Source organism: Salinispora oceanensis, from assembly GCF_000383575.1.
In the GTDB taxonomy this organism is placed as follows: Bacteria; Actinomycetota; Actinomycetes; order Mycobacteriales; family Micromonosporaceae; genus Micromonospora; species Micromonospora oceanensis.
The window spans coordinates 4,372,724-4,395,546 of record NZ_KB911579.1; the positions used below are offsets into that span (position 1 = coordinate 4,372,724).

The 22,823-nt window shown below is 69.1% G+C and carries 20 protein-coding genes and 1 pseudogene; 15 read left to right on the plus strand and 6 right to left on the minus strand.

From position 1 onward, the window contains the following. The first annotated feature begins 1 nt into the window (after position 1). From SALPAC4_RS0120070 to SALPAC4_RS0120080, 3 genes are read left to right on the plus strand one after another with little or no spacing between them, the layout of a single operon-like run. Positions 2-1,372: a class I SAM-dependent methyltransferase gene (locus SALPAC4_RS0120070; RefSeq protein WP_027644901.1), complete on the plus strand. Its 1,371-nt coding sequence runs from the start codon at positions 2-4 to the stop codon at positions 1,370-1,372. Beyond that, positions 1,369-2,784, plus strand: coding sequence for a class I SAM-dependent methyltransferase (locus SALPAC4_RS0120075; RefSeq protein ID WP_019871861.1), 1,416 nt, complete (start codon positions 1,369-1,371; stop codon positions 2,782-2,784). The genes SALPAC4_RS0120070 and SALPAC4_RS0120075 overlap by 4 nt, the downstream gene beginning before the upstream one ends. Continuing rightward, on the plus strand, positions 2,781-4,793 hold the full coding sequence (locus SALPAC4_RS0120080; protein WP_019871862.1) for a condensation domain-containing protein: 2,013 nt from the start codon (positions 2,781-2,783) through the stop codon (positions 4,791-4,793). Before SALPAC4_RS0120075 ends, SALPAC4_RS0120080 begins: the two co-directional genes overlap by 4 nt. Before the next feature lie 62 nt (positions 4,794-4,855). On the opposite strand, the gene SALPAC4_RS0120085 is transcribed toward SALPAC4_RS0120080, so the two are convergent. Further along, on the minus strand, positions 4,856-5,797 hold the full coding sequence (locus SALPAC4_RS0120085) for an NAD(P)/FAD-dependent oxidoreductase (protein ID WP_019871863.1): 942 nt from the start codon (positions 5,795-5,797) through the stop codon (positions 4,856-4,858). Between the two features lie 101 nt (positions 5,798-5,898). Between SALPAC4_RS0120085 and SALPAC4_RS0120090 the strand changes: the two genes are divergently transcribed. Then, a complete protein-coding gene (locus tag SALPAC4_RS0120090; RefSeq protein ID WP_019871864.1) occupies positions 5,899-7,014 on the plus strand; it encodes a saccharopine dehydrogenase NADP-binding domain-containing protein in 1,116 nt (371 codons plus the stop codon). Positions 7,015-7,390: 376 nt separating this feature from the next. On the opposite strand, the gene SALPAC4_RS0120095 is transcribed toward SALPAC4_RS0120090, so the two are convergent. Further along, positions 7,391-8,458, minus strand: coding sequence for a MerR family transcriptional regulator (locus SALPAC4_RS0120095; RefSeq protein ID WP_019871865.1), 1,068 nt, complete (start codon positions 8,456-8,458; stop codon positions 7,391-7,393). Between the two features lie 319 nt (positions 8,459-8,777). On the opposite strand from SALPAC4_RS0120095, the gene SALPAC4_RS0120100 reads away from it, so the two are divergent. The 9 genes from SALPAC4_RS0120100 (at position 8,778) to SALPAC4_RS0120140 (ending at position 18,897) form a co-directional block, all read left to right on the plus strand. Further along, the gene (locus SALPAC4_RS0120100; RefSeq protein WP_188116875.1) at positions 8,778-10,247 is read left to right on the plus strand and encodes a choice-of-anchor M domain-containing protein; all 1,470 of its coding nucleotides are present in this window, start codon (positions 8,778-8,780) and stop codon (positions 10,245-10,247) included. Positions 10,248-10,371: 124 nt separating this feature from the next. Continuing rightward, positions 10,372-11,490, plus strand: coding sequence for a WxL protein peptidoglycan domain-containing protein (locus SALPAC4_RS0120105; protein ID WP_019871867.1), 1,119 nt, complete (start codon positions 10,372-10,374; stop codon positions 11,488-11,490). After that, complete coding sequence (locus SALPAC4_RS0120110; protein WP_027644903.1) at positions 11,487-13,106, plus strand: TIGR03773 family transporter-associated surface protein; 1,620 nt, start codon at positions 11,487-11,489, stop codon at positions 13,104-13,106. Before SALPAC4_RS0120105 ends, SALPAC4_RS0120110 begins: the two co-directional genes overlap by 4 nt. After that, positions 13,103-14,701: an anchored repeat ABC transporter, substrate-binding protein gene (locus SALPAC4_RS0120115; protein ID WP_019871869.1), complete on the plus strand. Its 1,599-nt coding sequence runs from the start codon at positions 13,103-13,105 to the stop codon at positions 14,699-14,701. The genes SALPAC4_RS0120110 and SALPAC4_RS0120115 overlap by 4 nt, the downstream gene beginning before the upstream one ends. Next, positions 14,698-15,678 (plus strand): choice-of-anchor M domain-containing protein, encoded by a 981-nt coding sequence (locus SALPAC4_RS0120120; protein WP_019871870.1) that lies wholly within the window; start codon positions 14,698-14,700, stop codon positions 15,676-15,678. The genes SALPAC4_RS0120115 and SALPAC4_RS0120120 overlap by 4 nt, the downstream gene beginning before the upstream one ends. Continuing rightward, entirely contained in the window at positions 15,675-16,418 is a 744-nt protein-coding gene (locus tag SALPAC4_RS0120125) for an anchored repeat-type ABC transporter ATP-binding subunit (RefSeq protein WP_018735239.1), read from the plus strand. The genes SALPAC4_RS0120120 and SALPAC4_RS0120125 overlap by 4 nt, the downstream gene beginning before the upstream one ends. Then, a complete protein-coding gene (locus SALPAC4_RS0120130; RefSeq protein WP_019871871.1) occupies positions 16,418-17,350 on the plus strand; it encodes an anchored repeat-type ABC transporter permease subunit in 933 nt (310 codons plus the stop codon). The genes SALPAC4_RS0120125 and SALPAC4_RS0120130 overlap by 1 nt, the downstream gene beginning before the upstream one ends. Before the next feature lie 258 nt (positions 17,351-17,608). Then, positions 17,609-18,256 carry a choice-of-anchor M domain-containing protein gene (locus tag SALPAC4_RS0120135; RefSeq protein ID WP_019871872.1) on the plus strand — a complete coding sequence of 216 codons (648 nt, stop codon included), beginning with the start codon at positions 17,609-17,611 and terminating at the stop codon, positions 18,254-18,256. Between the two features lie 5 nt (positions 18,257-18,261). Further along, a complete protein-coding gene (locus tag SALPAC4_RS0120140) occupies positions 18,262-18,897 on the plus strand; it encodes a choice-of-anchor M domain-containing protein (protein WP_019871873.1) in 636 nt (211 codons plus the stop codon). A gap of 180 nt (positions 18,898-19,077) precedes the next feature. On the opposite strand, the gene prfH is transcribed toward SALPAC4_RS0120140, so the two are convergent. Further along, complete coding sequence (gene prfH / locus SALPAC4_RS0120145) at positions 19,078-19,686, minus strand: peptide chain release factor H (protein WP_027644905.1); 609 nt, start codon at positions 19,684-19,686, stop codon at positions 19,078-19,080. Continuing rightward, entirely contained in the window at positions 19,683-20,870 is a 1,188-nt protein-coding gene (locus tag SALPAC4_RS0120150; protein WP_027644906.1) for an RNA ligase RtcB family protein, read from the minus strand. The genes prfH and SALPAC4_RS0120150 overlap by 4 nt, the downstream gene beginning before the upstream one ends. 210 nt (positions 20,871-21,080) lie before the next feature. Between SALPAC4_RS0120150 and SALPAC4_RS0120155 the strand changes: the two genes are divergently transcribed. Both SALPAC4_RS0120155 and SALPAC4_RS0120160 read left to right on the plus strand, forming a co-directional pair. Continuing rightward, positions 21,081-21,362 carry a hypothetical protein gene (locus SALPAC4_RS0120155; RefSeq protein WP_019871876.1) on the plus strand — a complete coding sequence of 94 codons (282 nt, stop codon included), beginning with the start codon at positions 21,081-21,083 and terminating at the stop codon, positions 21,360-21,362. Between the two features lie 58 nt (positions 21,363-21,420). Beyond that, positions 21,421-21,792, plus strand: a complete 372-nt coding sequence (locus SALPAC4_RS0120160; RefSeq protein WP_223874804.1) for a fibronectin type III domain-containing protein — start codon at positions 21,421-21,423, stop codon at positions 21,790-21,792. A gap of 516 nt (positions 21,793-22,308) precedes the next feature. Here the strand turns inward: SALPAC4_RS0120160 and SALPAC4_RS28635 are convergent. Together SALPAC4_RS28635 and SALPAC4_RS28850 are read right to left on the minus strand one after the other, a co-directional pair. Beyond that, positions 22,309-22,633, minus strand: a pseudogene (locus SALPAC4_RS28635) (transposase); the annotation flags it as partial. 4 nt (positions 22,634-22,637) lie between these two features. Beyond that, complete coding sequence (locus SALPAC4_RS28850; RefSeq protein WP_263404840.1) at positions 22,638-22,772, minus strand: hypothetical protein; 135 nt, start codon at positions 22,770-22,772, stop codon at positions 22,638-22,640. Positions 22,773-22,823 lie beyond the last annotated feature (51 nt).

Consider the following 22,823-nt stretch of genomic DNA (forward strand, 5'->3'; position numbering starts at 1 on the left):
AGTGACCGTCGATTCGATGGTGTCCCTCGTCTCGGCGCATCCCTGGGTCGCCGCGGCACGCGCCACAACAGACGATTCCATCGCGGTGTGGCCCGAGCCCGCCGCCACCCTCGCCGGTCCCGAACCCGGGCCCCTACTGCGGGAGCACCTCGATCACTGGGCAGAGGTGTACGACTGGGTGTACCAGGAGGCCGTCGGGCGACACTCGGACGACCTGGATCTGTCCGGCTGGCGTGCCTCGGACACCGGCCAGCCCTTGCCGATCGAACACATGCGGGAATGGCTGAACTGCACTGTCAGCTTGGTTCTCGCCCAACGGCCGCGACGCGTCCTGGAGATCGGCTGCGGCACCGGCCTGCTCGCGCACCGCCTGCATCCGAACCTGCGTGGCTACGTGGGCACCGACGTGGCGCCGGCGGCGGTACAGCGACTCGGGGAAGCAGACCTGCCCGGTACCGCGTTTGTCCGGGCCGCCGCACACGAAACCGCGACCGACAGGGTGCGGGAGGCCATGGACCATGCCTTCGGCCGGGGCCTTGCGCCAGAGTGCGTTCTGCTGAACTCCGTCACCCAGTGCTTTCCCGGGCTCGGCTATCTGGCCGAGGTGCTACGGCAGGCACTGGCCGTGGTGGCCGACGGGGGCACGGTGATCGTCGGCGACATTCGGCACAGCGATCTCCTGACCGCGCACTTCACGTGGCTGGAGCAGTCTCGCAACCCCGGCATCGGCGGGGACGACCTGCAAACCCGGATACGAGCGGCAATCACCGCGGATGAGGAACTGTCGTTTGCGCCCAGGGCCGTCGCGGGGTTGCTCACGGCGCAGGGGCGGCCGGTACGGATGAGCCTGCACGCGCGCACCATGGAACAGGACACGGAGCTGACCCGCTACCGTTACGACATTGTCCTGCACGTCGGCGCCGGCACGCCGGAGGCGCCCACACCGGTCCGGACGATCCCCTGGTCGGAGCAGCTCGGTGTAGACCTGGCCACGCCGCTTCGGGTGGCGTCTTCCGACGATCCGATCGTCGTCTCCGGCATCCCCAACGCGTTGTTGAGCGATGCGCCGACGGCGGTCACGCCCCACGCTCTCCGCCACGCCGTACGCGAACTGGACGCCGCGGTACTGCTCGACCCGGACGACCCCCGGCTGCTGGCCGTCGCCGCGCCCGCCGCCGGTGGGCTGCTGGCCCTAGAGGACCTCGTCGGTAGCGGACCGGAGAACGGACCCGAGGCACACGAGCCGCTCGCCGGCTTCGTACGCCGCCGGCTGCCGGAGGTGCTGCGTGACCACCTGCGGCGGCAGATGCCGGGAGCTCGGCCACCCAGGATCGTGGTGGCTGACGACTGCGACGGCAGGGGAGCACGGTGAGCGGTCCGCCGGTCGACGCCTTGGCGGACCTTCCCGGGGTGGGCGCCTGGCAGTGGGTTCCCGGCCCCCAACGGCCGACCCTGTTGGTTGCTCCCAACCTGCCCGGCACCGACGGACGGACGAAACCGGCCGCGGAACAGGCGGTCGTTGACGAGGCGGCGGTGGCCGGAGACGCCGCCGTGGCCGGCGCCGACCTGTCCTCGCTTCCTCAGCTGAGCCGGCTGATGGACGAGGTCGCCCTGCTCGCGATGGCCCGGGTGCTGTACCGGGCGCGGCTCTTCCGCGACGGCGCGAAACATGACACCGGACAGGTGCTGGACATGTTGCGGGTCGCACCGCGACATGCCTGGATCGTACGCCGATGGCTGTCCACGCTGGTGACCGAGGGAAGGCTCCGGTATGACCGGGCCAGCGGCCGCTACCACGATCTCGTCGCGCCGGACCGCGTCGGGTACGCCCGTGCCCGGCGGGAGCTGGACGAGGCGCGTCGCGGCCTTGGCTATCCACCGTCGATGACGCGGTTCTTCGTGGCTACGGCCGAACGGCTGCCGGCCCTGCTGCGGGATGAGGCCGGGGTGCAGGAACTGCTGTTCCCGGATGGTTCCACCGACACCGCCGAGGGCAACTATCGGGACAACCTACCCAGCCGTTGGGTCAACCACGCGGCGGCGGCGCTGGTTGCTGGCCGCACCCACGGTTCAAACCATCCACTGCGGATGCTGGAGGTGGGCGCCGGGATCGGGGCGACCACCCGACCGGTGCTCGAGGCGTTGTCCGGGACCGAGCTGGACTATCTGTTCACCGATGTGTCGCGTTTCTTCCTCACGTCGGCCCGCACGCTCCTCGGAGACCGGCCGGGGTTGCGGTTCGGCCTGTTCGACATCAACCTGCCGCCGGTCGCCCCAGAGTTCACGCCCGGCTCCCGAGACGTCATCCTCGCCGCGAACGTCCTCCACAACGCTCGCCACATCGGCCGGGCGCTGGCCGCACTGCGGGAACTGCTGGCCCCGGACGGGCTGCTGGTGCTCGTCGAATCCTGCCGCGAGCACTACCAGGCGCTCACCTCCATGTACCTACTCATGTCTCCATCCGCCGAGGAACAACGCTGGTTCACCGATGTACGAGCCGGACAGGACCGGGTGTTCCTCAGCCCAGCCGAGTGGGTCGACCAACTGGACGCGGCCGGCTTCGATCCGCTGCCGGTCCTGCCCGGCGACAAGCATCCACTGGCTGACGCGGGACAGCGGGTGATCGTCGGTCGGGCTCGATCCGGTGTCCGGCGTCCGGATCCCGTGCTTGTCGAAGCGGCCCTCGCGGCCCGGTTGCCGCCACCCGATCGCCCCGAACGGATCCACGCCGTGGACCGTGTCATGTCCGCCCCGAACACTGTCTCGATCGGAGTATCTCGTTGACCGACCCCGCCGATACCACCAGTCCCACCGCACTCGTCGATGCCGTACGCGGTGTCTGGGCCGATGTCCTGGATGTCGACGTGACCGCTGTCCCGGCCGATGCCAGTTTCCTCAGCCTCGGCGGTGATTCCGTCCTGACCGTACGGATGGCGGCGTTGGTCCGGCAACGGCTCGGGGTGGCCCTGGCCCTGGCCGACGTCCGCGTTGAGCACAGCCCAGCCCAGCTGGCCGCCCTCATCCAGGAGCGCGGCACCGCCACGGGCGGCGTGCGCGCGCTGCCGCTGAACCTCAAGCGCCGAGACGACCCCGAAGCCCCGTTCCCGCTTCTTCCGCTGCAACAGGGCTACTTCGTCGGCCAGCAGGACGGATGGGAGCTTTCCTACCGGTCGGCCCACCACTATGTCGACATCGGCCTGGAAGATATCGAAAGCGACGAGGTTGCCGAGGCGTTACAGGATGCGCTGGAGCGGCTCGCCGAGCACCAGGCGGTGCTGCGCGCGCGGATCCTGCCCGACGGTCGGCAACGGATCCTGCCCCTGGACGATCCGGAGGCGATACCGGTGCTGCGGGTGACCGACCTCAGCACGGCCGGCGCGGAGGAGATCGCCGAAAGGCTGGCCGCCATTCGCCGCGAGATGAGCACCGACGGTCCGGATCCGACCCGAGGATGCGGTCTGGACATGCGGCTGACCCTGCTTCCGGGGGCCAAGGCACGGCTGCACTCCTCGACCAGCCTGATGATTGTCGACGGCTGGTCGTCGGGAGTCTTCTACCGCGATTTGTTTGCCCTGGTCACCGATCAGAATGCGATGCTCACACCGCTGGATGTCGACTTCGGTGACTACGCCGTGACCCTGGATGGGCTGTCCGAGACCGAGTCGTGGCGGGCCGACCGTGACTGGTGGTGGAATCGGCTCGATGGCCTTCCGCTTCCTCCCGCCCTGCCGTTGATCGCCGACCCGGCCGACGTCCGACCGGCCCTGATGGGCGCGCGGCAGGCGGTCCTGGACGCGGACCGGTGGGCCACCCTGCGGGAACACTGCAGTCGACATGGGGTCACCCCATCCGCGGCGATGTTCGCCGTCTTCTCCACCGCCCTGGCCCGCACCTGCGGACACCGCCGATTCCTACTCAACACCCTGCAGCTGAACCGCCTTCCGCTACACCCGGACGTGCCACGGCTGGTTGGGGCCTTCTCCTCCACCATGCTCGTACCAGTGGAGCTGCCGGCGTCGGCGACCTTCTCCGACCTCGCGGTCCGCGCCCAGCGCGACATCGGGGACGCTATGGCGCACAACCTGGTGACCGGTGTGGAGGTCTCCCGTGAACTCGGACGGCGTCGTGACACCAGAAGGCCGGTGGCTCCGGTGGTCTTCCAGAGCACATTGGGGGTCGACGCCGCGCTTGGTAGTGAGGTACCCCGGGCGGCCGGGCCGTTGGGCTCCATCGACCTGTCCAGCCACTACCAGCAGCTACGGACCCCGCAGGTGGCGCTCGAGGTTCGGCTGTTTGAGCTACGGGACGAGCTGGTGGTCGTGTTCTCCCTGGTGGAGGAGCTCTTCGAAGCCTCGGACGTGGACCGGATGTTCGAGGAGGTCATGGCCATGGTGGAGTCGCTCGTCGAGGCAGACCAGTGGGCCGCTCCGGTCGACCTGCCGGGTTCGGTGGATGCGCCCGAGCAGGGCCCCTCGCTCGCCCGGCTGTCCGTGCCGACCGCACCGACCGGGCCGGTCGACGAACCCGGCCCACCGCGGGACGACCTTGAACGGGTGATCGCAGAAAAGTGGACGGTGCTGCTCGGCTGCGGGGTGCCGGACCGGGCCGCGAACTTCTTCGGGCTCGGTGGGGACTCGTTGCTCGCGGTACGAATGCTCGGGGCCCTTGCCCGGGAGGAGATCGGGCGGGTGACACCACGTCGGTTCCTCGACCATCCCACCGTGGCGGGGCTCGCCAGCGCTGTCCGTGAGCCGGCCGAAGCCGCCGGCCAGAACGTCGGCATCGGATCGTGAACGGAGCCGTGGCGGGGCGTTCCGCCCCGCCACGGCCGTTCGGATAGCACGCCGTTCCAGCGCTATGGCTGTTCTGCCGCCGTGGCGCCGGTCAGCCCGGCATCCTCCCGGAACAGTTCCTGGTCCAGCCAGACCGCGGCGCGCGCGCCGTCCGCAGCGCCCGTGATGACGAACGTCAGCGCGTCGGGCAGTGCGGCCAGTCGGGCGGTGTCCCCGGCGGCGTACACACCCGGCACGGAGGTCCGTTGGAACTCGTCGACGCGTACGCAACCGTCCGGCAGGAGTTCGCACCCGAGCTGCTCAGCCAGGGCAGAGTGCTGACGGGTGGGCGCCCGGTGGTACACGGCCTGCCGTTCGAGCACGGTGCCGTCGGCGAAGACCAGCCGCAGGTCACCTTCCTCCCCGTCGATCCGGATGACATGCTCGGTGCGGACGGGGATGCCAGCGGCGGCGAGCCGGCTCACGGCCGGCTCCGGTACGGGATGCCCGTTCGTGCAGACAACGACATCGTCACTGAACCGGTCGGCGACGTACAGCGCCTGCATCACCTGCGGCAGTTCGTGCCCGAGCACCGCGAGGGTCATGCCCCGGGTCTCGTAGCCGTGGCAGAAGGGACAGTGGAAGACGCCGCGCCCGAAGCGGGCAGCAAGTCCGTCGACGGCGTCGGTGAGATCGACCTGCCCTGTCGCAAGGACCAGCTTGCGGGTCCGGTGGGTCTCGCCGCCCGCCAGTCCCACGGTAAATCCGTCCTTGGCGGGCGTGATGCTGTCAACCTGACCTATCCGCAGCTCCACGCTCGGGTACGCCGAGAGTTCCGCTCGGCCCGCCTTGCGCAGTTCGGCCGGGGAAAAGCCGTCCCGGCTGAGGAACATGTGCATTTCGGACGCCGGTGCGTTACGCGGGCGATCACTGTCCACAACCAGCACCTGCCGGCGCTGCCGGCCCGACACCAGAGCGGCGTTGAGACCGGCCGGCCCCCCGCCCACCACGATCACGTCGTACACGGAATCCTCCTCACCGGCAGCGCCGGCACTCGCGTTCTAAACGAAAATGACAATAGTTATCATCTAGGTCGGTAGCTAGTGCCCAGGGAAAGGTCTCCACGATGAGCCGCATCACGACGATCGGTGTTCTCGGCGGCTACGGAGCCGTTGGTGGCGCGGTCGTGCGCCGCCTGCACCAGAGCGCGGCCGCGCCACTCCTTGTCGCCGGTCGCGACCTCGGCCGGGCCGAGAAGCTCGTCCGCTCGTTGGATGCGAGCGGCACCCTCGCCGAGCCGGTGGCGGTCGACCTTGCTGATCCGGCCGCGCTCGACCGATTCGCGGCGCGGTGTGACCTCCTCGTCAACTGCGCCGGTCCGTCGTACCAGGTTCTCGACACGGTCGCCCGAGCGGCGCTGCGCAACGGCGCCAACTACGTTGACGCCGCCGGCGACGACCCCACCTTCCTGCGTCTGAACACCGGCGGTGACGCGCGCGAGTGGCTGGCCGCCGGGAGGGTCGCCCTGTTGTCCGCGGGGGCGCTCCCGGGGCTGTCCGGGCTCCTGCCGCGCCACCTGGCCACCACCGTCGGACGGGTCAGCCGGCTCGACGCATACCTTGGCGGAGTGGCACCGCTGTCCCCGGCAGCGGCCGGAGACGTACTGCTCAGTCGTGGACCCGAGCACGGCATACCCGGGGCGGGCTGGCGGGACGGCGTCGTCCGGGAACGCAGCCTCGAGCCCCGCCGCGGCCTGCTACTCACCGGATTCCCCCAACCGGTGGACGCCTTCCCCTTTCTGTCCACCGAGGCGGTCCGACTCGCTCGCGCGCTCCAGATCGGCGAGGTCAACTGGTACACCGCTTTCGGCGGTGACCGGCTACCCGAGCAACTGGCACTAGCCTGGGCCCTCGGCGATACAGCTACATCAGAGATCGTCGATGCGGCGGCCGAGGACGTACGTCGGTATGGCACGTGGTACGGCCAGGAGTTCCACCTCTGGGCCGGCAGCGACGCCGAGTCGACTCCGTACGTCCTTTCGCTGGCCTGCGAAGACTCCTATGAACTCAGCGGATTCATGGCCGCCGCGGCGGCTACCGCGGTGCTCCGGGGCCAGGCACCCATGGGAGTGCACTTCGCGGCCGACGTGCTCAGGCCCACCGAGATCTTCCAGGCGCTCACCGTGGACCCCGTGGCGAAGATCAGCCTTGATGGACCAGACGTACCGGCTCCGTCACATTGACACTCCGCACGACATCCCGTCCATCTGGGGCTTACCGAGAGCCGTACGGACATGTGGCCTTTCGAGGTGCCATCGGACCGGGACGCGAGCGGGGTTCCACCTACTGGCTCTACCCGTGTAGCCGGCGATCTTCGGCTTGCCGGACCTGCTGGGCGATTTCTCGCGACTGACGTGGCACTCGATCGCGTCGGCGTTCGCTGTGGTGTGGTGCGGAGGCCAGTTGCGGCAAAAAGGCCAGTGCTATTCGTATTTGCGACACACGACGACTCACTTTCCCCAACGGATGACGAGTGCTCTACGGAAGAGCCGGTGCCCTTGTTGGAGCGCCGCGTAAGGGCGTTGGGTTGGCAACGCCGTTACGCGGCGACGGGGCGCCCTACGCGGCGATGATGTCGGCGACGACGCAGGCGATGTTGTCCGGCGCGCCGGCCGCGTAGGCCAGGTCGATCAGCCGTTGTGCGGTTGACTCGGGGTCACCGGACTCGGCGAGGGCGGTGTGCAGGTCGCTTCGGCCGATGACGGCGGACAGGCCGTCGGAGCAGAGCAGGTAGCGGTCACCGGCCACGGCGGTACGCAGCGCCAGGTCGGCTTCAACGGGCTGGCTGCCACCACCGAGCGCGCGGGTGAGCAGTGCGCGCTGCGGGTGGGCGGCAGCCTCCTGGGGACTGAGCTTGCCGTACTCGACCTGGCTCTGTACCCAGGTGTGGTCCTGGGTGAGCTGCGCGAGTTCACCGCCGCGGAGCAGGTAGACGCGGGTGTCGCCGATGTGCACCAAGGCTAGTTGCGTGCCGCGACGCAGCAGCGCGGTCAGGGTGGTGGCCGGCTGGTTGTCGTCGGTGCTGGTGGCGTGCACCGCGCGATCGACGTCGTCGATGGTTGTGGCCAACATGGCGAGCAGGTCAACGGCGGGCCGGTCGGTCAGTTCGAGCGCCTTGAGCGCGTTGACGGCTGCGCTACTGGCGGTGGCGCCGGCGCCCCGGGTGCCGTCGGCGACGGCCAGTAGCTGGTCACTGGCGTAGGCGACGTCCTCGTTGCTGTCGCGCCCGATGCCCTGGTCGCAGCGGACTGCGTAGCGGATGGTCGGGGTGGGGTTGGTTGCGGACATGGTGCCGCCCTCCTGGGACAGGTGTGCGACGAGGCGGGCGACGTGGTGTGCGCGGTTCGCGGTGTCGGCGGTGACCTGCTGCCAGTAGTCGGTTACCGCACGGGCTGCCGCGTCCGGCTCCAGGTCGCACACGGTACGGATGTCGGCCAGCGGCATGCCGATGCGGCGTAACTGGGCGATCAGTCGAGCATGCGCCAACTGCTCCGGGTCGTAGAACCGGTAGCCGGACTCGGGATCGACCGCCGCGGGCGGCAGCAGCCCCACCTCGTCGTACAGGCGCAACGCCTTCGGGGTCAGCCGCGCCGCCCGGGCGAACGCGCCGATCGTCAGCAGCTCCACGGTGTCATCCTCCTCGCACCGGCCGGGTGGCCGGCACGGACCACGGTGCTGCTTGCCCAAGGGGCAAGGTCAAGGAGCGAGTAGGGCCTGCCCGGTGGCAGGTGCGAGCCGGTGGCGGGGCAGGTGTAGCGGGCGGTGCGTGGGATCGCCCCCCATCCCCGCGTGGAACTGGTTGACCAACAATGCAATAATGAAAACCGTTGTCGTTACCGTTGTCGACACGCCTCGTGGCGTGCGAGCCGAAGATCTGCTGGCCCGGCAGGCCGACGGTGACATCACCACGTACCACCGCGCGGGCACGCGGTGTGAAAGGGGAGGTATGAATGCGACGGTGCGGGCCCGCGGCTTTGCGGCCCTGTTAGCCGGGGCGGTGGTCGTTGGCCTGGTGGCGGCGCCGGTCGCTGCTTCGGCGGCGGAGAAGGTGGTGCTGTCCAAGGGGCACGCCGACGCGATCGACGTGCGCTACAGCGACGGCAGTCTGTCGTTGAAGGTCAACGACGACACGGTCAGCCCAGCCGTGGTCCGGGATCCGACGGATGTCACGTTCCAGGTCCTGCCGGAGGCGGCGATGGATGTTCCGGACGATCCCCGGTTCGCCTTCCTCGGCCCGGTAGGTAGCCAGATCTGGCTGCTGCCAATGACCCAGGACCCGGATCTGCTCTGGCCGGGTTGGAACACCACGACTCTCGAGTCCGATGTGTTCGAGGACGACACGGTGCGACTGAGCCTGGTCGAGGTGCAGGGGCCGGGTAACGTCACGTTGTTCACGCAGGACTCGTTCGGTGGTCCGATCATCAAGTTCCGCGGGGACGACGGGCTTCCGGACGCGATCGATGTGCCGGTGCACACCCACGCGCACTCGAACTGGGCGTTCAGCGCGCTGGGCGACTACACGCTGACGTTCCAGGTCGATGCGACGCTGACCGGCGGCACCACGATCAGCACCGGACCGGTGGACTATTCGTTCCTCGTCGGCGAACTGCCCGGGGACGGCTCGGAGGTCAGCCTGTCGGTCAGCGGCATGGCCGATGAATACCAGCCCAACGACACCGTCACGCTCAACGCGGTGCAGACGCCGCAGACCGAGCTGGATTCCTATCACTGGTTCAGCAGGTGTCCGGGTGCGACGGACTGGACGATGATCCCGGGCGAGGCGGGTGCCAGCTACTCGTTCACCGCGACCCGGGAGCTGAACGCCTGCGAATACGTGGCCAAGCTCTACGACGACGATGACGTGGTGTCGGCCGTCAGCGAGCCGGCTATTCTCTGGGTGGCGTTCGCGCCCGCGGAGCCGGGCAACTCGCAGACGATCACCGCGTCCATCGACGAGACCCAGGGCTCCCTGGTCATCAGCGTTGACCCGGACGACCGGGCGGTGGTGCTGCCACCCGCCCAGCTCAACAGCGCCGGTGACCGATGGGAGAGCAGTGGTGAGCTCCGGCCCGTCACGGTGACCGACACCCGCGCCGGCCAACCCGGCTGGAGCGCATCCGGGCAGGTCCCGGATGACTTCGCCGGTCCCGACGGCTCTTCCTTCAGCGCCGGCTACCTCGGCTGGACCCCCCGGGTCCTGGCTCAGGGCGCCGGGCAGGGGGTCGTTGCCGGCCCCGAGGTGGCACCGTACGTCGTCGGCAGCGGCGGCGGCCTCGGCAGCAGCGCGGTTCTGGGCTCGGCGCCAAACGAGGCCGGGCGGGGCACCGCCCAACTGGGTGCCGGGCTGCGGCTCAGCCTGCCCACCGAGACGGCTGCGGGAACCTACACCGCGACCCTCACCCTTACCGCGATCTAAGGGTGCCGGCCGGTCCGAGGGCCCGGCACTGACCTCAGGGCCCCGGACAGCTGCGGGGTGGGCGGAGCGTAACCGCGCCCGCCCACCCCATTCCCTGCCCCACGGAACGGAATTCGTCGCCTCCATGCGCCTGCTCGCCGCCATCGCCACCGGCCTCGCCCTGCTCGGTGCCGCCTCGGCCCCACCCACACCGCCACCGGGCCCGTCGTCGGCTCCATCCGCTGTGACCTGGGGGGTGGCGCCATCGAGTCCGGACGGACCGAACGGCCGCCCGGCTTTCACCTACAAGCTCAACCCCGGCGCGACGTTGACCGACTACGTCGCGGTCACCAATCACTCGACGCGTCCGCTCACCCTGAACCTCTACGCCAGCGACGCCTTCACCACCGGAAACGGCGGTTTCGACCTGTTGGCCGGCGGTCAGCAGCCCACTGATGTGGGTTCCTGGGTCCGCTTCACCCAACGCAGGGTGACGATTCCGTCAACGTCGCGACTGAATGTTCCGTTCACCCTTACGGTTCCGGAGAACGCCACACCGGGCGACCACGCCGGAGGTGTGGTCGCGTCACTCGCCACCACGGCGGCGGATGGCCAGGGCAACCAGGTCGCCGTCGACCACCGCGTCGGTGCCCGGATCTACCTGCGGGTCACTGGAGAGCTGAGACCCGCGTTGACTGTCGAGAACCTTCGGGTACGGCACACCGGGTCGCTGAACCCCCTGGTCGGTGGCGCGCTCACCGCCACCGTCACCGTCCGCAACACCGGCAATGTCCGGCTCACCGGCCTACCCACGCTCGAGGTGGCCGGCCCCCTCGGCCTCGGCCGGCGTTCCGTGGCAGCGGCGGACCTACCGGAGATCCTGCCGGGCGGTGCGGTGACCACCACCGTACGGATAGCGGGTGTGCCGCCGCTCTTCCGGCTGACCACGAGGCTCACTGTCACCCCCGCCGCTGTCGGCGACCAGGTCCTTGACCCGCCACCGCGGGGCGATACGACGCGGGCCACCGTCTGGGCGGTGCCCTGGCTACAGCTGGCCCTACTGATCCCGATCGGGCTCGCCGGGTGGCTGCTGATCGTTGCCCGGCGCCGGCGACTTCGAGCGATCGCGCAGGCGGTGGCGGCCGCCCGTGAGCAGGGCCGGTCAGAGGCCAGCCGGACGACGCCGCCGGACGCTGCCGACAACGGTGCCGCTCAGGAACCGCACGAGACAACACCATCACGTCGCCTGGGGAGCGAGCAATGACAATGAAAAGCAGGTGTGCCGGCGCGGCCGGCCTTGCCCTGGCCGTCCTGGCCCTGGCCGTAGGGGCCGCGCCGGCTGTCGCTGAAACGGCCACGATTGGCGCGACCGGTGCGGACCTGGTGTCGGTGACGCTCGACGGTGACGCGATGTCACTGCGGATCCGAGACGCCGGCCAGGTGGCCCGCGACGTGCCGGGCTACGACCCGGCCGAGGTGGTGCTCGGCCCCGGCGAGGGTTTGGCGGGCCGGGTTCCCGCCAGCTCAGCCCTCGCCTTCCTGGGGCCGGCGGGCCAGCCGGTGTGGTCGCTGTCCGCCGGCGACACCAGGTTCCCCACCCTGGACACCACCGGGGTACCTCTGGGCGCTGTCACCGAGGACACGGTGACGCTGCGCCTGCGGTCGGTCGAGGGACCGGGCACCTTCACCGCCTACCGACTGTCGGGCCTCGAAGGGGCGACCGCGTTGTTCGGCAGCGGCACGAATCTGCCGCGCTCCCTGCGACTACCAGCGGCTACGCGTACCGATGGTGTGGTGTGGGCCTTCGACGTGGCCGGCGACTATCGGCTCACGCTGACCGTGTCGGCGGACCTGCGCTCCGGCGAGGCAGCCAGCGCTGAGGCGACATATCGGGTTCGCGTACCCGAGATCGTCCCGGCTGGGCAGGTGCTGCCGTCGGCTACGCAGCCTCCGCGGCCCGGCAGTCAGCCGGACACGGCGGCGCTGGCCCCGACCGTCGCCGAAGTGGGGCCGACTGCGATACCGAAACCTCTCGCCGCGCCGATGGCGCCGGCCGCCGCGAAGACGGGCACCACCGCGAAGACGGGTACCACCACGGAGACGGGTACCACCACGGAGACGGCTGCCCAGCAGGTCATCGCCGACGGACACGTCGACATGGGGCCGCAACTCTCCGGAACCGACTGGACAATTCGGATCAAGGACGACCGCACCAGCCCGGCTGTCTGGCGAGAGACCGCCGACGTGGTGTTGTGGATCAAAGACAACGCGAAGATCACTGTACCCGCCGGTGCGGACTTTCTCGGCGCGCAGGGCGATTCGGTCTGGCTGCTGCCACAGTCCCAGCAGTCCGGCATCGTCTGGCCGGGCTGGAACACCCAGCACGAGTCGGTCGTCTCCGGTATCAAGGGCGACGTCACCTGGACGCTGAAGGGCGTTGACGGGCCCGGGCGGTTCGCGCTCTTCCTGACCGGCTCGTTCGGCGAGGCCGACGTGCTGTTCGACTCCGCGACGTCGTTCCCGCAGCAGCTGGCTGTTCCGCTGAACACGCACGCGCACGGCAACTGGGCTTTCAGTAAGCCCGGCCGGTACCGCCTCGCGGTGCAGATGAGCGGCACCACCACCGCCGGCACGGCGGTCACCGACACGAAGACGCTCACCATCGCCGTCGGCGACAGCACCGACCCGAGCGGTGGCTTCGGATCGGGCAGCGGCTCCGGGGACGACGGACCGGACCAGGGCGGCACCGGCCCGCTGCCGCGTACGGGCGCGGGGTGGGTGTTGCTGGCGGGCACCGTTGGCGTCGTCCTTGTTGTCACCGGGGCGTTGCTGGTGCTGCTCGCCCGTCGCCGTGCTGGCGCCAACCAGGAGGGCTCGTGATTCCGGCGCCCCGGTCCTGGTTGCGGCGGGCGATCCTGCCGCTGCTGATTGTGGGGCTGGTCGCCGGCTGTCGATCGGAGGTGGCGTTGAGCGCGAACGACGAGCGCCTGCAGGTCATCACGACCACCGGAATCCTGCGCGACCTGGTGCACAACGTCGGCGGTGACCGGGTAGCGGTCAGTTCGCTGGTGCGCGACGGTGCAGATCCGCACAGCTATGAGCCGTCGCTGCGCGACATCCGGGACGTGGTCTACGCCGACGTCGCCTTCAGTAACTATCTGCTACTCGAAGAGCAGGCCATCATCAAGGCGCTGGACGCCAACCTGCGCGCGGGGGTGCCGAACATCTCGCTGGCAGAGGGAGCGGTGAAGTACGCCGCGGAGATTATCCCGCTGGTCGAGGACGTGTCGCTGGACACCCTCTGGCTGGGCATGCGGGTACGGGGGACCGGTGCGGTGCACGGTGCGAACCGCGCCTCGGACGTGTTGCTCAGCGCGACGTCGGCTGACGGTCCGGGTGGTGTGGTCGCCTACCTCACCGAGTCGTTCGGCAACCCGTCGGTCTATGTTGACTCCACCGACGGGTTCGATCCGGCCAATGGCTTCCGTGCCGACACCGCCGTGCTTCCACCCGACGCGCACACGCACATGAGCTGGGCGTTTACCAAACCCGGTGTCTACCGGCTGAGCATGCGGGCAACGCTGTCCGTTGACCCGCAGGCACCATCGGTTCCCATGGGCGAGCAGGTGTTCACGTTCGCGGTCGGGGTGGATCCGCACTCGGTGCCGGGCATGCCCGAGGCGACGGTCCTGAATGGGGGACACGCTGATCTCACCGTCGACCTCGACCAGCAACGGCTCTACCTGTTCGCCGACCCGGAGGGCAGCGGGGAGGCCGAACAGCGGGTCTACGATCCCGCTCGCACGGTCATCGAGGTGCCGGGTAAGGCGCTGCTGGAGGTGCCCGGCGACCGCCGGCTCCGGTTCCTCGGCCGACCCGGTAGTCGGGTGTACCAGCTTCCGCAGGCGGTACTCGGCAAACACGTACACGGGGAGATCGACCCGCACCTGTGGCAGAACGTGCGAAACGCGATCTCCTACACCGAACTCATCCGCGACACCCTCATCGAGGCCGATCCCCGAGGCGCGGCGGCCTATCGGTCGAACGCCTCGGCCTACATCCACAGGTTGGAGCAGCTCGACACGTACGTGCGCAACACCATCGCCGAGATTCCGCCGTCGCGACGGCACCTGATCACCACTCATGACGCCTTTGGCTACCTCGGCCAGGCGTACGGGGTGAACATCTCCGGTTTCGTCGCCCCGAACCCGGCCGTCGAACCGAGCCTTGCCGACCGGCGCCGTCTTACCGAGACGATCCGCAACCTGAGGATCCCGGCGGTGTTCCTGGAGCCGAACCTGGCAGCCCGGTCTACCACCCTCAACGAGGTGGCCCGTGAGGAAGGGCTCCGGGTGTGTGCGATCTACGGCGACACCTTCGACCGCGACATCACCAACTACGTGCAGATGATGCGGTTCAACGCCGAATCGCTGCGTGACTGCCTGACCACCACCAACCAGGGGAGGCCTCAGTGACATCCGGATGGGTGCGACGCCGCACCCGCGTACGCGGGCTGCTCCCACGCTGCGTGCTCGCGGTGCTGATCGTGCTGACGACGACGCCGGCTGCCGCAGCGGCGCAGGAGCCCACCCCGGGGCTCAGCCAGTCGATCGCCGCCGACCAGCCGCTCACCACCGGTCGGGCGGAACTCGGTGCCGGACACATCGACCTCGGCCCCCGTTACGTCGATGACCAGTGGACACTGATGATTCACGACGGTACGCAGGCACAGCCGGTGTGGCGTGACCCCGACGAGACGGTGTTGCGGGTGTCCGACGCGGCACTGCAGACCGTTCCGGAGGATCCGGCGTACGAGTTTCTCGGCGTCGATGTCGGCGAACAGGTGTACGTGGTGCCGCAGGTCCAGAACCCCGATGTCGTCTGGCTCGGCTGGAACACCCAGGATCCCCGGGTGATGCAGAGCATCGACCGTGGCGTCACCCTCTCCTTGCTTGGCGTGGACGGCCCCGGAACCCTCACGACGTACCTGCAGTCGGGGAACTTCGCGGCCCCCGAGCCGCTGTGGCGCTCCGTCGAGCCGAAGGCCCAGCCGTTCTGGGCGGAGGTCAACACCCACACCCATGCCAACTGGGTCTTCACCGCACCTGGCGTCTACCTGATCGCGGTGCAGGTGTCCGCCGACCTGATCAGCGGTGAGACAGTGTCAGCAACCCGCATGTTGCGCTTCGCCGTGGGCGACGGCACCAGCGTTGACGAGGCGTATACCGCCACCACCGACCTCCCCGGATCGGTGGAACAGACCTCACCGGTCAGCGACCGCGCCGAGGCCGGCAAGCCAGCCGCCGAGTCCATGACTCTGCTCCTCCCCGCGATGGTGACGCTGGCGGTCCTGCTCGCCACCGGCCTGGTGCTTCTGCTGCTGCGGGGACGCCGGGCCAAGCGGCAGGCTGAGCGAGAAGGCGGGACCTCGCTGTCCGGGGGTGACCGTTGAGCGAGCTCGAGGTGGATCAGCTGGAGGTGGACCTCGGTGGCCGACCGGTCCTGCGGGACATCAACCTGCGCCTGGACCGGGGTGAGCTGGTCGGCCTCCTTGGCCCGAACGGCGCCGGCAAGACCACCTTGCTGCGCGCGATCCTGGCGCTGACCGGTATCCGCGCCGGCCGGGTGCTGGTCGGGGGCAAGCCGTCGCGCCCCGGCCGCTGCGAGATCGGCTATGTCCCCCAGCGCCACGAGTTCACCTGGGACTTTCCCATCTCCGTCGAGCAAGCCGTGTTGAGTGGCCGGACCGGCCGCATGGGGCTGTTCCGTCGCCCCGGCGTCGCCGACTGGCGGGCTGTCGGCGCCGCGCTGGACCGGGTACAGCTCACCGAGCTGCGTCGCCGCCCAGTCGGTGAGTTGTCTGGTGGGCAACGTCAACGCGTCCTGGTCGCTCGCGCGCTGGCTCTCGCGCCGCGGATCCTCCTGCTGGACGAGCCGTTCACCGGGCTGGACATGCCCACCCAGGAACTACTGGGTGACTTGTTCACCAGTCTGGCCGGTGCGGAGCACGCGGTACTGATGACCACCCATGACCTCGTGGCCGCAGTGGACACCTGTAGCCGCCTGGTCCTGCTCAACGGCCGGATCATCGCCGACGGACACCCGGCGGACCTGCAGGACGCCGCGCTGTGGACGACGACTTTCGGCGTGAGTGACACCTCCCCGCTACTGAAGCTCGTGAAGGCGATCTGATGTCGATCACCGACTTTCTCACCGACCTGTTCAACCCCAACCTCGCGTTCCTGCCGAAGGCCTTGGCGATCGCGGTCATGTCGAGCATCGTCTGCGGTGTCGTGGGCTGCTATGTGGTCCTGCGGGGCATGGCCTTCATCGGTGACGCCGTGGCCCACGCGGTCTTCCCGGGAATCGCGGTCGCCTTCGTCCTGCAGGGCAGTTTGGTCCTGGGCGGAGCCGTCGCCGGGGTTGCTACCGCACTGCTGATCGCGATCTTTTCGCAGAATCGACGAGTCAAGGAGGATTCGATCATCGGTGTCTTCCTCGTTGGCGCGTTCGCCCTCGGCATTGTGATCATTTCACAGGCCCCGGGGTACGCCGGGTCCCTGCAACAGTTCCTGTTCGGCTCGATCACCGGCATTCCCGACCGGGACCTCTATGTCGTCGGTGGCGCCGGCTTGGTCATCCTCGGCCTGGTGCTCGCCCTGCACAAGGAGTTTGTCGCGGTCTGCCTCGACCGGGAGATGTCGCGCTCGATGGGGCTTCCGGTCTTCTGGCTCGACATCGTGCTCTACGTTCTGGTCACCCTCGCCGTGGTGATCTCTTTGCAGACGATCGGAAACATTCTCGTCCTCGCTCTGTTGATTACCCCTGCGGCGGCGGCGCGTCTGCTCACTGACCGACTCGGCGTGATGATGCTGCTCGCCCCGGTGATCGGCGGCTCGGCAGCGGTGGTTGGCCTGTATCTGTCGTGGAGCTACGACACACCCGTTGGTGGCACGATCGTGCTGATTGCCACGGCCGTCTTCCTTGCCGCCTGGTTGCTTGCCCCTCGACATGGCCTCTTGGCCAGGCGGTGGCGGCGGAGGGCTGGGCAGGGCGATGGTTCCCGGCCCTCGTCACTGTCCGACCCCAGTTCCCGTCAGGAGGCGTCACCGGTTACCCGGTAGACCGCCCGGAGGGTCGGCGAGGGTGAGTGGACCTCGATGATCTTGGGATGCTCTCATCGCCAGCCCGTGACTTCAGTCGCGTTGGGTGCGCGGTCGGCCGCTTTCGGTGGTCGTTGTCCGGCCCCGCAGCGTGGCGATCCGCTGAGGGTGCATGACCGTGACCGAAGCCATGCGACAGTCGCTTCCCCCAGTTAAAGAAAACGACTATCGTTTCCAATAGCCGCGGTCCAAGGGGGACCGCGGGGAAGGAGTTCCTTCGTGCGTAAGCCCATCCGCCTGCTGCTCGCCTCCGGGGCGGCGACCGCGGCGCTGCTCGCGGTAACGCAACCAGCGCAGGCATCACTGGTGAGGTTCAGCTCCGGGCACATCGACCTGGTCGACATCGCCTACGAGGCCGGCGAGCTGGAGCTCGGTGTCCACGACGAGGACAATGACGTCGAATACGCCACCGACGAGGTGAAGGTCGTCGTCAAGCAGCAGGCCGAGGTGACGGTCCCGAACGACCCCGCCTTCGACTTCCTCGGCACCCCCGGCGTGTCGACGGTGTGGATCCTGCCCCAGATCCAGGACACCGACCTCGTGTGGCCCGGCGTCGCCACCGAGGAGGTCGAGGCCGGCGTCTTCACCGACGACGAGCTCACCCTCGCGGTGCAGTCGGTCAGCGGGCCCGGGGAGCTCGCCCTCTACACCGAAAACGCGGTCGGGCAGCCCAACGTCCTCGTCGACAGCGGTGCCGGTCTGCCCGACACCATCGCCCTGAACGCTGGCGACCACCAGCACTACAACTGGGCCTTCGACCGCGCCGGCACCTACTGCGTGACCTTCAGCGCCACCGGCACCCTCGCCGACACCGGGCAGCAGGTCAGCAGCGAGGCGGTCACCCTGCGCGTCGTGGTTCAGGGGTGAGCACTATGCACCTCCGTCGCCGAATTTTCACCGGCCTCGCCGTCACCGCCGCGCTGCTCGCCGGCACCACCGCTACCGCTGCCGCAACGCCGATCGTGATCTCCAGCGGCCACGTTGACGTCCTCGACGTCGACTACGCCGACGGCGCACTGACCGTCAACCTGCTCGACGACGACTCGGTGGAGCGCGACCCCGCCGATGTCATCCTGAGCGTCCCCAACACCGCCAAGGTCACCGTGCCCAGCCGTAGTGAGTGGTCGTTCCTCGGCACCGACAATCAAGCGTGGGTGCTACCGCAGGCCAGCAGCTCCGATCTGCTGTGGGCAGGTTGGAACACTGAAGAGGTGCCCAGTGGCGCGTTCCAGAACAACCGGGTCACCTTCAAGCTCACCAACGTCACGGGGCCGGCCGGCTTCAGTGCCTACACCGTCTCCGGCGGCACCCCAACGGTGCTCTTCGACAGCGGTGACGGGCTCCCCGACAGCCTGAATGTCAACTACAACACCCACGCCCACGTCAACTGGGGCTTCGACGCCGCCGGCACCTACGACGTCACCTTCGAGGTCACCGGCGTGCTCGCTGCCGACGGCACCACCATCAGTTCCGGTGCCAAGACCTGGACCTTCGAAGTCCTTCCCTGATCCGACCCTACCCCCAGGCCGCCAACCACAGACCTGCAAGGTACGGGAATCTGTAGGCGGCTGAGCCGGCCGGCGCGAGCCCATCACCCCTGGGCCTCGCGCCGGCCATCTCCATACCAGTGCCGCCGTCCGGCCCGACGGCGGCAAGAGCCGCGCGGCGGCCGAGGCTGAGGAGGCCGGTCAGGGGCGTTCGATCCGCGTCGGGTCGCCCCGGACCAACTCGTCGTGGGCGCGCCTTCTGGTGGCCACCAGCGCTCGCTGGGCTGCCTCGTCGCCGACGGCGAGCCGTTGCCGTAGCAGCCGCAGGGCGATGCCGCGGTTGAGGCTGAACTGCCGCTCGGTGTCGACCACGACGGTGGTGCCGGTCGGACGATGCGTAGCCCGTACGGCGGTGCTGGCCTTGTTGCGGTGCTGGCCACCCGGCCCACCCGTGCGTACGGCAAGCACCTCCACGTCCGCCTCGGCGAACCGGGTGACCGGGGCGTCCACCTCGCACCGGCGGGCTGCGACGTACCAGTTCTTTCTGCCCTGGCCGGCGCGGTAGGGGCTGGGCGCCTGCCAGCACAACGTCCCGGTCCAGCCGTCGGCGAACGCCGCCGCCTCGGCGCCGGTGAGTCGGAGTAACACCGACCGGTAGGTGCCGGGTCGGTCACCGACGACGCTGTCCAGCCGTACCACGTCCACGTTGTTGCGGGCGGCGTCGGCCTCCAGCCGGCGCAGCAGCCGGGCCACCGCCCAGGCGCACTCCTGGGGACCCCGGCCAGCCGACAACAGCAGGTGCAGGTTCATCGCTGTCCCCGTCGCCGGCGCTCCGGTCGTCGGTCGCCGCGCGGGGGCACCCCCATGTCCGGGGTCTTGTAGGTGACCACCGGGACCGTGGTCGTCACCGGAGTGGCGAGCTCATGCGCGACCAGGTCACCCACCACCTGCTCGATTCGTTTGTACGCGGTCGGCGCCTCCTCGAAGAGCAGCTGCCGGTCGCCGCAGACCACCAGCGAACCCAGCGGGGTACGGCGCAGCTCCTTGACCGTGTGCTTGGCCCGGCCCCGGCGCAGCGCGTCCGTCCGGGACATCTTGCGGCCCGCCCCGTGCGCCACCGAATGATTGGCCTGGGTGCCCGCGTGCCCGGCCACCAGGTACGACGGGGTGCCGCGGGTGCCGGCGACGAGCACGTCCCGGCCGTCGCCCGGTGCCGCGCCCTTCCGGTGCAGGTAGTGCCCGTCACGTACCTCGACCAGGTTGTGGCATTGGTCCACGATCGGAGCGGTCGGCTCGGCACCCAGCGCGATCGCGGCCCGGGCGGCCAGCAACCGCCGGTTCAGCGAGCCCCAGCGCACCGCGTCGTCGTGCCGCGCCAGGTACGCGGCCGGGTCCTCGGCGGGCCCGGCGCCGCGCTGCTCGGTGTGCGCGCGCAGAATCCGCTCGCCGAGGCCGCGGGATCCGCTGTGGACGACGAGGACCGTGTCACCGGCGGTGAGCCGCAGTCGTGCGGCGTGGTCCGGGTCAAGGACCTCGCCGACGCGGGCGAGCTCGACGAAGTGGTTGCCCCGCCCCACGGTACCGAGACCGTCGAGGTGGCCGGCGGGGATGTCACCGTCCAGCACGGACCAGGCCGGGTCGCCGGCGTCTCGGACCGGGTCGAGCGGGCGGTCCAGGTCGGGGAAGCGGGCGGCGAGCCGTTCGGGTACGACCCGCTTCAGCGCGATCGGGAAGACGGCGATGCCGCAGCCGATGTCCGAGCCGACCAGGTGGGGGTAGAGCACGGTCGAGGTCATCGCGGCGCCGATCGGGGCGCCCTTGCCGGGATGCAGGTCCGGCATGCCGGCGACATGGAGCATGCCGTCGAGGGCTGCGACCTGGTGGCACTGGTCAACGGCGTCGGACTCGACCCAGCTGGTCGGGGAGGCGAAAACGGTAACGGTGGCAGGGGTGGGTGCCGGCCGGGACTCCGGCCGGGCAGGTGGAACAGACAAGGACGCTCGCTTCTCGCCAAGGGATGGGTGGACCGCCGCCGATCGCGATGGCGTGGCGGCGACGAAGGTGCTGCCCTCACAACGACATGCTGCCCAGCGTCCCGGAGTTCACTGTCGCCGACAACCGACTTTCCACATTTCGAGGTGCAGTCTGTCGACCCTGCCGGTGGGCCTTGACGCTGATAGCCGCGGTAAGTTAGAAAGCCCGGCATGAGCTGGGCCTGGGTCCGGACCGCGACCGTGATCGTCGTAGCGGTCGTGCTGGTGCCGCTGCTGACGCTGCACGCCTACCTGCTCCTCTGGTTCTATCCGGATCTGACTCACCACCTCCGGCCGGCGCTGTGGCTTGTGATCTTCGCGTTGACCGTGGCGGGGGCGGGATGCCTGGTGATCGGCTGGTTCCGTCGGCACCGGTCCGCGTGGTGGTGGGTCTGGCTGCCCGCGGCCGCGCTGTGTGTCGCGGCAAGTTGGCCGTTCGTCGCTCGTCTCTAGAAACTACTGGATCGAGATGCGGTCGTCGGGCGGGACGTGGCGGCGACTGCCATATCCGGTGACGAGCCGCTGCTCGTTTACGGTGCAGTTGCTCAGCATTCCCGGCAAGACCTACCAGTTCCAGCTGCGCGCCGAAAACATCGGCGGCTACAGCGGGCCGTCGAACACGGCGAGCGTGACCCTGACGATCACGGCGCCGAGCACGCCGGCCAGCGTACGCGCTGTGCCGCAGACCACCTCATCGGCGGTACGGATGTCGTGGAGCGCGGTGAGCCGGGCCACCGGGCGGAAAGTATGGGCACGTGGCCTGGGTGGCCGAACCGACGGCTCGTACATCATCATCGAGGAGTGTAACTACACGACCGCCAATTCGTACTCACGGCGACGCATCAGCGCAAGCAGCGTGGATAGCTACCTCGCACTGCTGTGAGAGCGGGGGACCCGCTGGGCGAGTCGGTCGGCTTTAGCTGAAGAGGTGCTGCCGGCACAGCGACCCGCAGTCTTGGTCTTGTTGTCGGCGGCGTAGATAGTCAGGATAGCGAGGGCTGCCAGGGGTAAGAGTGGTGCGCGGCGGCACCAGAAGTCCCCACGTCGGGCTTGGTGCTCGTCCAGGCCAACACCTGAGTCGTCAGCCCGGCGACTCAGGCCTGTGCTCCGAAGGCCAATCGCCGTTGTCTCCCCAAGCTGCCCCGCATCAGCCAGGCGACCGGCGCGGCCGGCAGCGTCTTGGGTCTTGCCGGTCGGGATGCGGGAAGTATGTTTCGCTGCGGAAAATGCGGTGGGGCAGGGTAACTCGACAAGGATCTCGTAGAGCCGCGAAGCGCGTGCCCTGGCCGTGGGCCACCCCGGCGCCGCCCCGGAGTTAGGCATTCCATTTTCCTAGGAAGCTCTACGGGATATGAGATACACGGGTGGTCCAACGCAGGCGCGCCATGCTGCCGTTTCCGGTGTTGTAGCGGTGTAGCCACCGGAATGGGGTCAGTCGGGCCTCGCGTTCGTCAGTAAAGGCGCGGCGGCCCTGCAGGGTCTCGCGTTTGAAGGTGGCGTTGAACGACTCCGCGGCGGCGTAGTCGGCGGAACTCCCGACCGCGCTCATCGACTGCCGGACCCCGGCTGCGGTGCAGGCCTCGGCGAAGGCCCGAGAGGTGTACTGCCTGGGCTCCGTGGTCGGTGTGCATGATCGGGCCGTGCAGGCTGCCCCGGGTGCGCTGGGCGGCGCGGAGGGCGTCGATGACCAGTTCGGTGCGCATGTGATCGGCGATCGCCCAGCCCGGCTCAGGCATCCCGGGCCGATGCTGCCGTCTGGTTGAGGTTGATGCCCCAGAAGAACAGGTACTTCACCTGCCCGCCGGCATCGGCGATCGCCTGCAGTTCGGGCAGGCTGAGCGGCGGTGAAGCAATCTCCGGCATATCCAGCAGGCTGCCGGAACCAGCCACTAACGCGCTATTGATTTGGCTGCC